The sequence below is a fragment of the Flavivirga spongiicola genome, from assembly GCF_030540825.1.
GTDB lineage: Bacteria > Bacteroidota > Bacteroidia > Flavobacteriales > Flavobacteriaceae > Flavivirga > Flavivirga spongiicola.
Genome location: NZ_JAUOEO010000001.1, coordinates 2,634,827 through 2,649,100, shown reverse-complemented (window position 1 = coordinate 2,649,100; position 14,274 = coordinate 2,634,827). Strand labels below are relative to the sequence as shown.

The window sequence follows — 14,274 nt, the reverse complement described above, 5'->3', positions numbered from 1 at the left end:
ATGCTCGAAAGCCAATTGGCTTTTTTATCTTTACATTTTAAATTTTAGCATATATGAAATCACGAACTGTTTCAGAATTACTATCTCAGGATATCGTTTTCCCAGAAGTAGAAATTAAAGGTTGGGTTAGAACCTTTAGAGCAAATCGTTTTATTGCCATAAATGATGGTTCTACACTAAATAATATTCAATGTGTTGTTGATTTTGAAAATTTCGATGAAGCGCTTTTAAAGCGCATTACAACTGGAGCAGCTATACATATTAAAGGCGAATTAGTTGAAAGCCAAGGAAAAGGGCAAAAAGTCGAAATACAAGTAAAAGAATTAGAGGTTTTAGGAGATTCGGATCCTGATAGCTACCCTATTCAACCAAAAAAACATTCATTTGAGTTTTTAAGAGAAAATGCACATTTACGTACACGTACAAACACATTTAGTGCTGTGATGCGTTTACGTTCGGCATTATCGTTTGCTATTCATAAATATTTTAACGAGAATGGCTTTTACTATATGCACGCTCCTATTATAACAGGAAGTGATGCTGAAGGAGCAGGAGAAATGTTTAAAGTTTCTAATCTAGATGCTAAAAATCCACCTTTAAATGATGAAGGCCATATAGATTACTCAAAAGATTTCTTTGGAAAAGAAACCAATTTAACGGTTTCTGGTCAACTTGAAGCTGAAACCTATGCGATGTCTTTAGGCAAGGTATATACATTTGGCCCTACCTTTAGAGCGGAAAATTCGAATACATCGCGTCATTTAGCTGAATTCTGGATGATTGAGCCTGAAGTCGCTTTTATGGATTTGGCTGGTAATATGGATTTAGCTGAAGATTTTATGAAGTCTGTTATAAAATACATTTTAGATAATAACCGTGAAGATTTAGAATTTCTAGATAAGCGTTTACAAGATGAGGACAAAACAAAACCTCAAGCTGAAAGAAACGAAATGACTTTAATAGAAAAATTGAATTTTGTAACAGAAAATCACTTTAAACGTGTTAGTTATACTGAGGCTATTGATATTTTACGCAATTGCAAACCCAATAAGAAAAAGAAATTTAAATATTTAATTAACGAATGGGGAACAGATTTACAAAGTGAACATGAGCGCTTTCTTGTAGAAAAACACTTTAAATGCCCCGTAATTTTATTCGATTATCCAGCAAATATTAAAGCCTTTTATATGCGTTTAAATGAAGACGGAAAAACGGTTCGTGCTATGGATATTTTATTCCCAGGTATAGGTGAAATTGTTGGTGGTGCACAACGTGAAGAACGATTAGATGTGCTAAAACAAAAAATGGCTGCCATAAATATTCCTGAAGAAGATCTTTGGTGGTATCTAGATTTACGAAAATTTGGTACAGCAGTTCATTCTGGGTTTGGTTTAGGTTTTGAGCGTTTAGTTATGTTTGCAACTGGAATGAATAACATTAGAGATGTGATCCCTTTTCCAAGAACACCTCAAAATGCAGAATTTTAAAAACAATAGTTCTTTGGCTATTTACAGATAAAAGTTTTTTTTATTTTTATCTTAAACCAAATCAAAATATGCTTAAGCAATATTTACAATTTAAATTATCTCAAAAGCTATCACCTCAGCAAATTCAATTAATGAAGTTGATACAGTTGCCTACACAAGCTTTTGAACAACGTTTAAAACAAGAATTGGAAGAAAATCCAGCTCTTGAAGGTGGTAAAGAAAATAATGAAAATGAATACGATTCTGAGTTCGATAATGCTGACGATTTTAATGATAGTGAATCTATAAACGCTGATGATATTAATGTTGATGAATATTTAAGTGATGATGAAATTCCAGATTACCGTACGCAAGCAAATAATTACAGTAGCGATGATGAAGAAAAAACGATACCCTATGCAGCTGGAACCTCATTTACGCAACATTTAATAAATCAATTAAACACCTATCGACTTAATGATGAAGAACATGAAATTGCAGAGTTTTTAGTTGGAAGTGTTGATGAGAGCGGGTACATACGAAGAGAATTAAGTGATATTATGGATGATTTGGCTTTTACCCAAAACGTTTATACCACTGAAGAAAAAATTGAAAGTGTTCTAAAAATTGTACATCAATTAGATCCTGCGGGTGTTGGAGCAAGAAACTTACAAGAGTGTTTAAGTATTCAACTGCATAGAAGAGAAAAAACACAGCCTTGTGAATTAGCAATTAATATTATTGACAATGCTTTCGACCAGTTTACAAAAAAACATTATAAGAAGTTAATTCAAAAATTTGATATCTCCGAGATACAATTAAAAGAGGCTATTTCAGAAATTGAGCATTTAAACCCAAAACCGGGAGGTTCTTATGCCGGAAATAATAGAATTGTTGAACATGTCGTTCCAGATTTCGCTATTAAAATTGTAGATGGCGAATTGGAGCTCACTCTAAATGGAAGAAATGCTCCAGAACTTCATGTATCAAGAGAATACAACAACATGCTTAAAGGCTATAAAGACACCAAAGACAAGTCCAAGTCACAAAAAGATGCTGTTATTTTTATCAAGCAAAAATTAGATGCTGCAAAATGGTTTATCGAGGCTATAAAACAACGTCAGCAAACTTTATTTGTTACCATGAGTGCTATTATGCATTACCAAAAAGACTATTTTTTAACAGGCGATGAGCGTAACTTAAAGCCTATGATTCTAAAAGATGTTGCCGATGAAATCTCTATGGATGTTTCAACAGTGTCAAGAGTTGCAAATAGCAAGTATGTTGATACCCCTTACGGAACAAAATTGATTAAGGAGTTCTTCTCTGAATCTATGAAAAATGACCAAGGAGAAGATGTTTCTACAAGAGAAATAAAAAAAATCTTAGAAACAGTCATAGAAGAAGAAAACAAGAAAAAACCTTTGACCGATGAGACCTTGGCAAGTATTCTAAAAGAAAAGGGGTATCCTATAGCACGTCGTACAGTCGCTAAATACAGAGAGCAACTAGATATTCCTGTTGCTCGATTACGTAAAAAGATATAATGGATAAAATACTAAAAAGTATCTCATATATTTTTCATCCATTATTTATGCCTATACTAGGTGTTATTTTCTATTTTTATAAATCACCACGATTCATCCCAGAAGAAATAATGAAAGCTAAGTTAGTATCTCTTTTTATACTAACGATTATTTTACCCATTCTCCTTTATTTTTTGTTAAAGACATTAGGTAAGGTAAAATCTATATACCTGAAAACTACAAACGAACGTATTATTCCTTTAATACTTAACTGTTTTGTGATTATAATAGTGTTACAGCGCATTATAACACCTTCTCAAATTATAGAACTTTATTTTTTCTTTGTTGGTATACTAATCTCTACTATGGCGTGCCTAATGCTCGCTTTTTTTAAATTTAAAGCAAGCATACATATGATTTCTGTTTCTGGGTTGTTTATGTTTTTAGCAATCTTAAGTATACATTTTAGTATAAACATGAATAGTACATTAGCTTTAATGGCAATAATAACGGGTGCAGTTGCTACATCCAGACTACATTTAAAAGCACATACTTATAAAGAACTTATCATGGGAATGTTTATTGGGATAATCCCGCAGTTAATTCTAGTGCCTTATTGGTTATAGTAGATTCCCATCTTCATGGGAATGACAAATAACGGTATTGTGTATGATTTCGTTACGTGTTTAAGCAACTAGAAACCGAATAGAAAATCCTCGCGGATTTTCGTAAGTAAGCTTGCACTAGCAATGAATTAAAGGACACGTTGTTGTGCTTTCGTTATTTTATTTCTTTCGGCTTTCATTCAACCATTCGGCTGAATTCCAACTCGGACTGATTCCGCCTAATTCAGGAAATTCCAAATCAGGATTGTCAGATTGGACAAGTCCGATTAATTTTTGTCCAGTTAAAAGCCAATTCCGTGATTCTCCAGCAATAATGTCAAGAATTCCTTCCGCAAAATTTTTGTCGGATTCCACAAAACTATCATAATGCCTAAATACTAAAATGAGCCCTTTATATCTTTTGTTATACATACCTGAAAGACAATCCGAGAATGCGTTTAGATTTTCTCCATAATATTCGGAAAAATTAAGAGCAGTTTTTATATTCAGATGTGCGTTTTTTTTATTCCGATTTCGAGTATTCATTTCTATAACCTCAAAATTATTATTGGAAAACCAAATTATGTCTTCGTCCAAAATTCCATTTTTGAAGTATTTGCATATTGGTCCATCTTTCAAAATTTCAATATCTCGTTCTATTTTATCCTCTTTTAGTTCCATTTTTTGTTTCAATATGTGCGTTCTGGATAATGAAGCACAACTATAAGATATAAAACATCAAGCCAATCTTTACAGCATTCATATCAATTTTATTCCCGTCTAAGCTAGCATCTCCAGAAAAAATAGGATTCAAAGCGTAATACAAAAATATATTCCATGTATTATAGCCCGCACTGAGTGTTATACCATATTGAAAGTTATTAAAATCCTCAATATTACTAAACCTCAGCTTTCCTAAATCACCTCTATACTTTGTAGTATGGGCAAATACATAACCTAGCTTAAAACCCATGTAAATACGCCAAAAATTATAATCTGTTGCTGTAGATGTACGCCATCTAAACTCAATAGGGAGTTCAATTAAATGGCTTGAAAATTTATTTTTAGTAAATGTATTACTATCCTTTAAAACACTATAAATAGTACTACCTGTATTATCTTTATTTATGAGTAAGTTTTGATTAAATGAATTAGCTGAATATCCAAGACCTAAACCTATGGCAATATTTCTATTTTTATTAATAGGCATATCTTTAATAAAACCTAGATGAAATCCTAAAGAAAAGCCACTTTGTGAAACATCTTTTGGCATCTTACCTAGCAAATTATAAGTGACGCCCGCATAAAATTGGTCCTCTTTATATAGCGAATCAATTTCTTTATCATTAATTTCCTGGGCAAAACAGCACACAAAATTCATTAAAAAAAATATGGAAATAAATAGTTGTTTCATCAATAAGCGTATTATTATACTAACATTAACTTAAGATCGATTATTATTTTACTCAAATTTAGCGTATTAATTATATTTATGTCCGATCTAGGCTTTCGACTGCGCTCAAGATAAACCAAAGTCACGACCTATTTAATACTTTTAAAATCAATAACCTCTCAACTGCGCTCGAGGAGACAAATAGAACATATTCGCTTTCATTCATCACAACCGAATGGTTATGGATTATTTATTAATCAAACTCCAGTTAACATTACAATTATAAGTAAAATTGTCCAGGTTTTTAAATATAAAAAGGCGTTTTGAATTATCAAAACGCCTTTATTTATATAAAATTAAGAATATAAAACTAATCTCTTCCTAGCACAGTACCTTTTTTAGTCGTGTAGTTGATTTTAAGTGCATTTACTTTTCTTAATTCCTGTTTTATATCTCCAATTAACCCCATATTAGCGTCACTGTCTACTTTCAGAGCAGTCGTTAAAAATGGTATTAATTCTTCTCGTTTAGAAGCTCTCTCTGCTGCAATAAAAGCAGCAATTTCGTTTACATCTGCAAACTTATCATTAAGTTGTATTTTTGCTTCTGTACCGTATTGCTTAAAATTATCGCTTGGCTTACCTGCATATATGTACATTACCAAATCCTTCTTATCTAACTTCTCTACCTGATCTGCAAATGGTAGATTGTTATCAATCATTAAAGTATTTTGCCTCATTACAGTAGCTACCATAAAGAAGAATAATAACATAAATACAATATCTGGTAAAGATGCGGTATTAACTGCTGGCATATCGCCACTTTTTTTCTTTTTAAATTTAGACATATTTATATAAATGTTAAATTTTAAATTATTGTACTTCAGAAAGTTTTTGAGGATAATCTACTTTAATTTGATCTATCTTCGCTTTTAACTTTTCCTTATTCCCTGGCCAGTTTACATCTTTATAGTTTGCCTGCATTTCTGCAAAAGGCTTTCCATATAGTTCTTGAGCTCTGATATTTCTTAATTCATTATAAGCTGCCACCAATTCATTTTGGACTGCTATATAAGTCTTGTAAGTTGTTTCACGCTCATTTTTTAAAGATATAATTGCTTTATCCGGGTTATCAGAAGATGACTTATCTCCTTCCCCTTTACAATAATCGCATGATCCGTCGCCACCGTTATCTAAAAACTTAACAGCTGCTTCTCTTAAATTCTCAAGTTCCATTAATTCATCTTCCACAAGTAACTGATCTTTACCATTTAATAAAACAGTAAAAATGTTTCTTTGCTTGATAACAACTTCTTCATCAGATTCTTCCATGGGTGGAAGCTTTCGGTTAATCCCAGAATCTGTTTCAATAGTAGTAGTAACTAAGAAAAATATTAATAGTAAGAACGCAATATCGGCCATGGAGCCTGCATTTACTTCTGGTGCTGCTCTTTTTGCCATAATTTATTTATTAAATATTTTTTTAACTCCTGAAAATACCATAGATGCTATAGCTAAAAAAGCCAATACATAAAATGCATATAATCCAGCGCCTACTTTCTTAGACGTCGACTCTGTAACATCTAACCCTTTATCTGTAAAGGGTGTTAAATCTAAATCTGTACCTGAAGACATAGAATAAGAAATAAGGATAATGACTAAAAATGCTCCTACAGTCATTAATGTCTTTTTAATATTTCCTGCAAAGAGTCCTTTTATAACGAATATAAGAACCATTACTAATATTAATCCAAGTACAGCATATGCAATATATAGCATATTTCCGCTCATACTTAAAGCATCTTTTTCATCGCCTGCTATTATCATCAGCGCAAAAATCGCGCCAATAATAGCAAGCGCAAAAGCTACTATTTTTAAAATTTTATGTAATTTCATAATTTTTTATATTTAATTATTACTTTTTATTTCTAATTAATAGATCCATTAACGTAATAGAAGCATCTTCCATATCGTTAACAATACTATCAATTTTAGCAATAATATAATTGTAAAAAATTTGAAGTATAATAGCCACTATCAAACCAAATACGGTTGTTAAAAGTGCTACTTTAATACCTCCGGCAACAAGAGATGGTTGCATATCTCCAGCAGCTTCAATTTTATCGAATGCTTGAATCATACCAATTACCGTACCCATGAAACCAAGCATTGGTGCTAAGGCGATAAATAATGATATCCAAGATACATTTTTTTCTAATTGTCCCATTTGAACACCTCCATAGGCTACAACAGCTTTTTCAGCGGCTTCAAGACCTTCATCCGTCCTGTCTAACCCCTGATAATAAATAGATGCAATGGGTCCTTTTGTATTTCTACATACTTCTTTTGCAGCTTCAACACCACCTGAAGATAAGGCATCCTCTACATTTTGTGTTAATTTTTTTGTGTTTGTAGTTGAAAGGTTTAAAAAGATAATTCTTTCTATAGCAATTGCTAAACCAAGAATTAAACATAATAATACAATTCCCATAAAACCTGCACCACCTTCAATAAAACGTTTCTTCAATTCTTGATGAAACCCAAGAGTTTCGCCTGCAGCAGCGGTTGCTTCTGACTCATCTTGAATAGTGTTAACAGTAGTTGTTACAGCTGTATTTGTGTTTGCAATTGTTGTTGCGTTAGTAGTTCCAAATGCCATCATTCCTGTTATGGCAAGGAGAGAAAATAATCTTTTCATGTTCTAGATCTTAAATATATTAGTTAAAGTGTTAAAGATATTAAAAAAAAAGCAATTAGAGACAAAATAACAGCAGAGAGGAAGGGATTCGAACCCTCGATACGCTTTTGACGTATACACACTTTCCAGGCGTGCGCCTTCGACCACTCGGCCACCTCTCTGTATTTCAATTGAACTTAATTACGGGGGCTCAAATAACAAAAAAAACTTTGAACGTTAAAATTTTAAGAGTTAATTTTAAGACATTTCACCTCTTAAGGGCGATTCATAGATGGTTTTGAGGCGATTACTAGAGACATTTTGCCCCAATAAATACATTAATTTACTTATTGCAGCCTCTGTTGTGATGTCTTTTCCAGAAATAACACCTATATTTTTTAGCTCATTGCTCGTTTCATAATGCCCCATCATAACACTTCCTCCAGAACATTGAGTAATATTTATGATATGTATTCCTTTTAAAATATTCTCTTTTAGCATATTAATAAACCATTTTTCGGTAGTACAATTTCCAGAGCCATAGGTCTCCATTATAACAGCTTTCAAATTTGAAGTACTAAAAATACTTTGCAATACATTTTCTGTAATTCCTGGAAAAAGTTTTATTAACGCAATATTATCATCTAATTTTTTATGGATCTTTAGAGCTTTCTTTAAATCGGGTTTAAATAAATATTCTTCATTAACTTTTAAATGAACCCCAGATTCTGCTAAATCAGAATAGTTCAAAGATGCAAAGGCTTCAAAATGTTCCGCATTTATTTTTGTCGTTCTATTAGCTCTATATAGTTTATATTCAAAATACAAACAAACCTCTTTAATTAATGGCTTACCTTTACTTTGTAATGAAGCTACCTGTATAGACGTAATTAAATTTTCTTTTGCATCTGTTCTTAAATCTCCTATTGGTAATTGAGCCCCAGTAAATATGACTGGTTTTGCTAAATTTTCCAACATAAAACTCAATGCTGAAGCTGTATAGCTCATGGTATCGCTGCCATGTAAAACCACAAAACCATCAAACGCATCATAACTAGTTTCTATTATTTCAGCTATTTGAACCCAATATTTTGGATTCATATTACTTGAGTCTATAGGTTCCTTAAAGGATACTGTATCAATATTACAATCTAAAAGTTGGAGTTCTGGGATTTTTTCTAAAAGCGTTTTAAAATCAAATGCGCGAAGTGATCCTGTTTTGAAATCTTTAACCATGCCTATGGTTCCTCCAGTATATATTAGTAATATCTTTGGTTTTATATCGCTCATATTTTAAACTTTAAAAACATCTTTGGAATTTTGAGTGGTAATAGCTGCTATATCTTCTAAGGATACACCATATATATCTACTAATTTTTCTAATACTTTTATGACATATGCACTTTCATTTCGTTTTCCTCTATATGGTACAGGGGCCAAATAAGGAGAATCTGTTTCTAAAACAATATGCTTTATATCAATTTGATTTAAAAACGTATCAATCTTTCCGTTCTTGAAAGTAACAACGCCTCCTATACCTAATTTCATGTTGTAAGAGATAGCTCGATGCGCATGTTCTAATGTTCCTGTAAAACAGTGAAAAATACCAAATAAATCATCACCTTTTTCTGCTTCTAAAACTTCAAATATTTCATCAAACGCTTCTCTGCAATGTATAACTATTGGTAATTTATATTGCTTTGCAATTCTAATTTGATGCTTAAACGCTTCTTGTTGAATTTCTAATGTTGATTTATCCCAATATAAATCAATCCCAATTTCACCTATGGCATAAAAATGCCGTTTTGCAAGCATATCTTCTACATGCTTTAACTCTTCCTTATAATTGTCTTTTACATGTGTAGGATGCAAACCCATCATTAAAAACACATTATTGGGGTAATCTTTTTCAAGTTGAAGCATCGCTTCTGTATACTCAGAATCTATAGCTGGAATAAAAAACCGGGAGATGCCTTGATCTATTGCAAGATCAATCATTTCATTTCTATCTTCATCAAAAGCTTCACTATATAAATGTGTGTGCGTATCTGTAATAATCATTTGGTAAAAATAAAAAAGTCATCATTAAATTGATGACTTTCTTCGAGCTTATTTAGGTTATACCTATTTGAGTGTAAAATTGGTATTATTTTCAAAATAGGTATCGCATCTCGTCTACGTTTAATGGAATAACTCTAATGTACAGCCTCTATTCTAATTTCTTAATTAATTTTTGCGCTTGTTTATAATCATCTGCATCTTCTGGTAGGGTTCTTAATATTTTTAAACAGGCATCATGATCTTTATGTTTTAATTTACTTAAAGCCAAATACCATGTTGCTTTGTTTTTATAAACTGACGACTCACTAGAAAGTCTACTAAACAAACTGTCGGCTTCATCAAATTCATCTAATTCTAATAGCGCTATTCCTCTATATAATTGCCATTCTTTATTTGAATCATCATTCGCTAATAACTGTCCAAAAACCGCTTCAGCTTTAACAAAATCTTTATTATTAAAAGCATTTTCAGCTGTTTTTAAAAGTTCATCTTGCCCGCCCCTAACTGTTAAACTAATAGTATCATAATTATTGTAATCGTTAAAAGTCGGATTAGAAAAATTGTTAAATGTAAAGATACCTATTAATAGTACAACACTTGCTGCCATAGCATATTGCCAAGGTTTAAAGCGAACCACTTTTTTAGCAGTTTCTTGTTTTTCAAAATACGTGTTAGAAATAGTTCTTAAATTATCCTGAAATGCAATTGAAGTCGCTTCATTTTCAAATTTATGCTCTAAGAAAGAAGATAATTCTTTATACGTATTAAATGCTTGATTAAAATCTAATTCATTTTTTAATCGTGATTCAAAAGTGTCTATTTCATCTTGAGATAATTCTTTAGATAAGTAGGATTCGAATAATATATAATTTTGATCTTCCATGACAATTAGTTATTAAGTTGGTTAAAATTTGGTGATTCTCGAACCAGCTCTGTCAATTTACCAATGCATAAAGATTTCTTTTTTCTAGCATAAGCATATGTTATGCCTAAACTTTTTGCTACTTCTTCCATAGATTTTATTTTAAAGGTAGCTGTTAATAAATCTTTACAAGCGGTTCCAAGTTTTTGAAACATTTCTGTAAATAAAGCTTGTTTTTCACCAAATACAGATGTTTCAAAAGCTAGTTCTTGAGCCTCGTCACCTTTAGATAAAAGGTCTTCATTAATTGTTACCTCTTTCTTAGAAAATTTTTTTAATTCGTTCAACCATTTCCGTTTGCATAGTAGAAAGAAATACGCATCAAACGGACAAGTAAGTTTTAATTTATTTTCACTCGCCTGATTATAAATTGTTATTAAAGTATCCTGGATGACATCTTGGGCCTTATCACCATCTCCACTGTTTTGTTTTATATAGTTAATCACTTTAGGAGCAAACTTATCATATATAGTTTGTATAATAAACGAGTTGTTTTTAAGCAACCCGTCTATATATTTCTGATCCTCGTGTATTTTTTTTTCATTCATCAACCCTTGTATTTGCTACTAAAATAAAAAAACTTTGAAATAAAAAGGTAACAATTTTTAAATGGTTCTGATATAAGGGTGTCACAGTAAAAATACTGGAACAGTTAATTAATCCATTAAAATTTAGAAATCATGAAAATCACAAAGAAATTTCACGAATACTTAAACAATATTAATGACGTGAGTAAAAAAACAATTTTAATTATCGGTACTGTAGTATTATCAATATTAAACTCTCATGCTACAACCTTAACAACGAAACTTAACACAACAACTATTAGTGTAAATATTACAAATGAAAACATCCTTAAGGTTTATGACTGGAAAGTGGAAACTGACAAAGGACTTTATTCCGGAACATCGCTTTCTATAAAAGACGCAAAACGAATGATCTTTTTAACAAGCTCTGGAGAAATTGTAAGAGCATCTAAAATTGAAAGTTATTTTGTTTTGAAAACTGAAGCAAAAAAGGACTCTAAAAGAAATTATTTCTGGGAAGTCGAAACTGTAACAGGATATGCAAAAGGCTATTCTTCAACTGAAGCATACGCACATAAAATGATGCAATTAGTAGCCTCTGGTGATGCTATTGTATCTAAAAAAATAATCAGTCAACCTCAACAATAAAAAATAATTACCAAAGCAGGGTAACAAAATAGTTACCCTGTTTATATAAACTTGAATAATAAATTTTAAACCCAATTAATCATGAGAAATTTTAAACACATTTTAGCAACTTTTTTAATGTCAGCTTTATTACTAACTAGCTGTTCAAAAAATGACGATGGCGATATTTTAATTCGTCCAACTGCCGAAGATTTTAATAATTTAAAAGAAGCTGCTTTAGAAAATTTAACACAAACATTTCAGTTTAATGCTGACGATGGAAATGTAACGTTAACATCTGAAAAAGGAGTGCAAATTTACATTAGTAGTACTTGTTTAACTTTAAACGGAAATGCTGTGACCGGAACAGTAGATGTAGAATTCGTTGAACTTTTTGACAAAGGCAGTATGCTTACAACGAACAAGCCAACCATGGGAACTTTACCAAATGGCGATAAAGCATTGCTTATTTCCGGAGGAGAATTCTTTGTAAATGCGACTCAAGATGGTGTCGCCTTAGAAACCAATTGTGGTTTTCAAATGCAAATTCCAGCAGATTTAACAGGAGGTGTAGATAATGATATGATACTTTGGGAAGGTGAAATTGACGAAAACGGAAACCTTGCTTGGGATGAAGTTAGAGAAGATGCTGCAGGAGGACAAGGTGGTGTGTTTGGAGAAGGAAACCAATACTATGGCTTTTTTCAATCGTTTGGATGGTCTAACGTAGATCGTTTTTATAATGATCCACGCCCAAAAACAACTATTCTAGTCGGTGTACCTGAAGGGTATAATAATACGAATAGTTCTGTTTTTATCTCTTATGATGGAGAAGACACCGGCTTAGCAAATTTAGATACCTACGATGCTGAAACTGGTTTATTTAGTGAGCATTACGGGCAAATCCCTATTGGGTTAGAATGCCATATTATCTTTGCTACCGAAGATGGAGATAACTGGAAATATGCTATTAAAGCTGTAACTATTACAGAAAATGGTGTTATAACATTTACCGATGGCGAAACATCCGTAGCTACAGAAGCACAATTAACAACCATAATTAATGGTTTACCATAAAACATCTACTCATTTTGAATATCTACTTATGTGGTTAACTTGAATTGTTAACCAAGGTATAAAACCAGAAACATAAAGTTTCTGGTTTTTTTTTGAAAAATAACTTTTTTGTATGTAGTCTTTTTTAATCGTTTAGATTATTTAATTTATAAACATTATTGTTTGTTTATAAGAAACTTATCAAATTCTTGTTTTGAACTTAGGAATTTCAACATACCTCTAAATGTATACATCTTATCAGGAGAAGGCGCATAATCATATAGATATTTGATAACTTCCAATCTATCTTTATCAAAGTTAAATATAGATACGATTTCTTTTAATTGCTCCATTGATAAGCATTTTTTTTCTATATTTTTTTTTGCCATTTCCTTTTGTCTATCAGAAAACCTTTGATCTTTAATTGATATAAGGACTTGTGCAAATTCTTCGCTATCGATATAACAGTCATTATCAGGATAAGGAATAGTATCAGGATCTTCAAATGCTAAATGATCTTCAATATACATTTTAAGATCATCTTTATAATAGGTATGACTTATGAGTTGCAAGCTTTTTATGAAGTTCCCCATATCAAAACATTTATTAAGTGCAAATTTCAGAAAAGCCAATCGGTTTTTTTCCAATTGTAACTCCAAACCTAATTTCATTATTTGTGCGGTCGAAAAGCAATGTGTGGTCACTTGTTGTTTTAAAAATTCCAACTGTTGATTATCATTTTTATCGAACAACAAACCATTTAAAAAATAATTAAAGTCATTTTGTGCCATAGGCAAGCTACAATTAACTCCCGTCGGACCTACATAACCATCTGAGTTTGGAAAATCAATAGAGGAATAGTCTCTGTTGTTAGTATTAGGGTTGTTATCAGGTCCTAAACTCCCGTCTATAGCTTGGGTATTATGATACAGTCTGATCGCATAAGAAAGTGTAGAGAAAGTATCATAAATATTAAAAAAATTATTCTTATCGATGATTTTAGGGTACGCCGTTAGACAAAGCTGATATTTAATTTTATCATTGGGCATATAGTAACATATATCTAGTAACTGTAAGGTCGTACACCATTCACTTGAAAAATATTGCCTGGCATGATCATAACGAACTTCTCTATTGGCACTTGACTGAATAGAAGTCATAAATTTCTTATATACCTTGTCTGAGCTTGCATTATTATTCTGGGCTGATGTTTGATCATGTATTAATAAAACTAATATTAATGTAAATATGGTAATCGCTGTTCTTTTCATTCTTTTTTATTAATTAATAACTTAAAAACACTCTACTCAAAATCAATGCCATTATTTCTATTTTTAATTAACGACCATGTTTTGGTTAAATAAAGTTTAAATACAGTTTAGATATTGTTATATTATAAAGTGATGCGCAAACTT

Annotated in this window: 16 protein-coding genes and 1 tRNA gene; 5 read left to right on the top strand and 12 right to left on the bottom strand. The window is 31.5% G+C overall.

What is annotated here, in order from left to right:
• The first annotated feature begins 53 nt into the window (after positions 1–53).
• From asnS to Q4Q47_RS10675, 3 genes are all read left to right on the top strand, one after another.
• The gene (gene asnS / locus Q4Q47_RS10685; protein ID WP_303306648.1) at positions 54–1,487 is read left to right on the top strand and encodes an asparagine--tRNA ligase; all 1,434 of its coding nucleotides are present in this window, start codon (positions 54–56) and stop codon (positions 1,485–1,487) included.
• 68 nt (positions 1,488–1,555) lie between these two features.
• On the top strand, positions 1,556–3,013 hold the full coding sequence (gene rpoN, locus Q4Q47_RS10680; RefSeq protein WP_303306647.1) for an RNA polymerase factor sigma-54: 1,458 nt from the start codon (positions 1,556–1,558) through the stop codon (positions 3,011–3,013).
• The gene (locus Q4Q47_RS10675; protein ID WP_303306646.1) at positions 3,013–3,618 is read left to right on the top strand and encodes a hypothetical protein; all 606 of its coding nucleotides are present in this window, start codon (positions 3,013–3,015) and stop codon (positions 3,616–3,618) included. The genes rpoN and Q4Q47_RS10675 overlap by 1 nt, the downstream gene beginning before the upstream one ends.
• Before the next feature lie 159 nt (positions 3,619–3,777).
• On the opposite strand, the gene Q4Q47_RS10670 is transcribed toward Q4Q47_RS10675, so the two are convergent.
• The 11 genes from Q4Q47_RS10670 to Q4Q47_RS10620 form a co-directional block, all read right to left on the bottom strand.
• A complete protein-coding gene (locus Q4Q47_RS10670; RefSeq protein ID WP_303306645.1) occupies positions 3,778–4,278 on the bottom strand; it encodes a barstar family protein in 501 nt (166 codons plus the stop codon).
• A 40-nt stretch (positions 4,279–4,318) separates the two neighbouring features.
• Complete coding sequence (locus tag Q4Q47_RS10665) at positions 4,319–5,011, bottom strand: porin family protein (protein WP_303306644.1); 693 nt, start codon at positions 5,009–5,011, stop codon at positions 4,319–4,321.
• A 349-nt stretch (positions 5,012–5,360) separates the two neighbouring features.
• Positions 5,361–5,837, bottom strand: a complete 477-nt coding sequence (locus Q4Q47_RS10660) for an ExbD/TolR family protein (RefSeq protein ID WP_303306643.1) — start codon at positions 5,835–5,837, stop codon at positions 5,361–5,363.
• 25 nt (positions 5,838–5,862) lie between these two features.
• Positions 5,863–6,450, bottom strand: coding sequence for an ExbD/TolR family protein (locus Q4Q47_RS10655; RefSeq protein WP_303306642.1), 588 nt, complete (start codon positions 6,448–6,450; stop codon positions 5,863–5,865).
• A gap of 3 nt (positions 6,451–6,453) precedes the next feature.
• Positions 6,454–6,885: a hypothetical protein gene (locus tag Q4Q47_RS10650; RefSeq protein WP_303306641.1), complete on the bottom strand. Its 432-nt coding sequence runs from the start codon at positions 6,883–6,885 to the stop codon at positions 6,454–6,456.
• A gap of 19 nt (positions 6,886–6,904) precedes the next feature.
• Entirely contained in the window at positions 6,905–7,687 is a 783-nt protein-coding gene (locus Q4Q47_RS10645) for a MotA/TolQ/ExbB proton channel family protein (protein ID WP_303306640.1), read from the bottom strand.
• Between the two features lie 73 nt (positions 7,688–7,760).
• Positions 7,761–7,848: transfer RNA gene (locus Q4Q47_RS10640), tRNA-Ser, on the bottom strand.
• Between the two features lie 76 nt (positions 7,849–7,924).
• Positions 7,925–8,956, bottom strand: a complete 1,032-nt coding sequence (locus Q4Q47_RS10635) for an asparaginase (protein WP_303306639.1) — start codon at positions 8,954–8,956, stop codon at positions 7,925–7,927.
• Between the two features lie 3 nt (positions 8,957–8,959).
• Positions 8,960–9,727, bottom strand: coding sequence for a TatD family hydrolase (locus Q4Q47_RS10630; RefSeq protein ID WP_303306638.1), 768 nt, complete (start codon positions 9,725–9,727; stop codon positions 8,960–8,962).
• A 148-nt stretch (positions 9,728–9,875) separates the two neighbouring features.
• Positions 9,876–10,610: a tetratricopeptide repeat protein gene (locus Q4Q47_RS10625; protein WP_303306637.1), complete on the bottom strand. Its 735-nt coding sequence runs from the start codon at positions 10,608–10,610 to the stop codon at positions 9,876–9,878.
• A 5-nt stretch (positions 10,611–10,615) separates the two neighbouring features.
• Positions 10,616–11,197 carry an RNA polymerase sigma factor gene (locus Q4Q47_RS10620; protein ID WP_303306636.1) on the bottom strand — a complete coding sequence of 194 codons (582 nt, stop codon included), beginning with the start codon at positions 11,195–11,197 and terminating at the stop codon, positions 10,616–10,618.
• A 132-nt stretch (positions 11,198–11,329) separates the two neighbouring features.
• Between Q4Q47_RS10620 and Q4Q47_RS10615 the strand changes: the two genes are divergently transcribed.
• Positions 11,330–11,824 carry a hypothetical protein gene (locus tag Q4Q47_RS10615; RefSeq protein WP_303306635.1) on the top strand — a complete coding sequence of 165 codons (495 nt, stop codon included), beginning with the start codon at positions 11,330–11,332 and terminating at the stop codon, positions 11,822–11,824.
• Positions 11,825–11,905: 81 nt separating this feature from the next.
• Complete coding sequence (locus Q4Q47_RS10610) at positions 11,906–12,880, top strand: hypothetical protein (RefSeq protein WP_303306634.1); 975 nt, start codon at positions 11,906–11,908, stop codon at positions 12,878–12,880.
• 155 nt (positions 12,881–13,035) lie between these two features.
• Here Q4Q47_RS10610 and Q4Q47_RS10605 read toward each other — a convergent pair whose 3' ends face one another.
• On the bottom strand, positions 13,036–14,130 hold the full coding sequence (locus tag Q4Q47_RS10605) for a DUF4476 domain-containing protein (protein WP_303306633.1): 1,095 nt from the start codon (positions 14,128–14,130) through the stop codon (positions 13,036–13,038).
• Between the last annotated feature and the right edge of the window lie 144 nt (positions 14,131–14,274).

Bases quoted from the DNA above. Each gene is read 5' to 3' on its own strand.
- asnS (WP_303306648.1), top strand. From the start codon at position 54: ATGAAATCACGAACTGTTTCAGAATTACTATCTCAGGATATCGTTTTC.
- rpoN (WP_303306647.1), top strand. From the start codon at position 1,556: ATGCTTAAGCAATATTTACAATTTAAATTATCTCAAAAGCTATCACCT.
- Q4Q47_RS10675 (WP_303306646.1), top strand. From the start codon at position 3,013: ATGGATAAAATACTAAAAAGTATCTCATATATTTTTCATCCATTATTT.
- Q4Q47_RS10670 (WP_303306645.1), bottom strand. From the start codon at position 4,278: ATGGAACTAAAAGAGGATAAAATAGAACGAGATATTGAAATTTTGAAA.
- Q4Q47_RS10665 (WP_303306644.1), bottom strand. From the start codon at position 5,011: ATGAAACAACTATTTATTTCCATATTTTTTTTAATGAATTTTGTGTGC.
- Q4Q47_RS10660 (WP_303306643.1), bottom strand. From the start codon at position 5,837: ATGTCTAAATTTAAAAAGAAAAAAAGTGGCGATATGCCAGCAGTTAAT.
- Q4Q47_RS10655 (WP_303306642.1), bottom strand. From the start codon at position 6,450: ATGGCAAAAAGAGCAGCACCAGAAGTAAATGCAGGCTCCATGGCCGAT.
- Q4Q47_RS10650 (WP_303306641.1), bottom strand. From the start codon at position 6,885: ATGAAATTACATAAAATTTTAAAAATAGTAGCTTTTGCGCTTGCTATT.
- Q4Q47_RS10645 (WP_303306640.1), bottom strand. From the start codon at position 7,687: ATGAAAAGATTATTTTCTCTCCTTGCCATAACAGGAATGATGGCATTT.
- Q4Q47_RS10635 (WP_303306639.1), bottom strand. From the start codon at position 8,956: ATGAGCGATATAAAACCAAAGATATTACTAATATATACTGGAGGAACC.
- Q4Q47_RS10630 (WP_303306638.1), bottom strand. From the start codon at position 9,727: ATGATTATTACAGATACGCACACACATTTATATAGTGAAGCTTTTGAT.
- Q4Q47_RS10625 (WP_303306637.1), bottom strand. From the start codon at position 10,610: ATGGAAGATCAAAATTATATATTATTCGAATCCTACTTATCTAAAGAA.
- Q4Q47_RS10620 (WP_303306636.1), bottom strand. From the start codon at position 11,197: ATGAATGAAAAAAAAATACACGAGGATCAGAAATATATAGACGGGTTG.
- Q4Q47_RS10615 (WP_303306635.1), top strand. From the start codon at position 11,330: ATGAAAATCACAAAGAAATTTCACGAATACTTAAACAATATTAATGAC.
- Q4Q47_RS10610 (WP_303306634.1), top strand. From the start codon at position 11,906: ATGAGAAATTTTAAACACATTTTAGCAACTTTTTTAATGTCAGCTTTA.
- Q4Q47_RS10605 (WP_303306633.1), bottom strand. From the start codon at position 14,130: ATGAAAAGAACAGCGATTACCATATTTACATTAATATTAGTTTTATTA.